The sequence below is a fragment of the Arthrobacter sp. YAF16 genome, from assembly GCF_052113385.1.
Classification (GTDB): domain Bacteria; phylum Actinomycetota; class Actinomycetes; order Actinomycetales; family Micrococcaceae; genus Arthrobacter.
The window spans coordinates 1-369 of the sequence record NZ_JBFRDC010000020.1; the positions used below are offsets into that span (position 1 = coordinate 1).

Below are 369 nucleotides of genomic sequence, written 5' to 3' on the forward strand. Positions count from 1 at the left end.
GGCGTAGCACATGTAGCCGCCGTAGGAGACGCCGTTGACCGCGAAGCGGTCGGCGTCCAGCGCCGGCTCCTTGGTCAGGGCGTCGAGGAAGGCCCCGATGTCCTTGACCGAGTCCTCGCGCTTGAACGGGCCGTTGTCGAGATTGACGAAGCGCTTGCCGTAGCCCGACGAGCCGCGGACGTTGGGGAAGAACAGCGCCACGCCCAGCTCGTTGACCAGATAGTTGTTGCCGCCGAGGAAGTCGGGGCGGGTCTGGCCTTCGGGGCCACCGTGGATGTCGACGATCAGCGGGCGCTTGCCGGGGAACTTGGCCGGATCGGGCTGATAGAGGAAGCCCGAGACCGTCTCGCCGTCGAAGCTCTTGATCTC

Annotated in this window: 1 protein-coding gene; it reads right to left on the reverse strand. The window is 66.4% G+C overall.

Annotated features, from left to right (window positions below):
- A partial coding sequence (locus tag AB4Y91_RS16755) for an alpha/beta hydrolase family protein (protein WP_441419547.1) occupies positions 1–369 on the reverse strand: 369 nt, incomplete at both ends.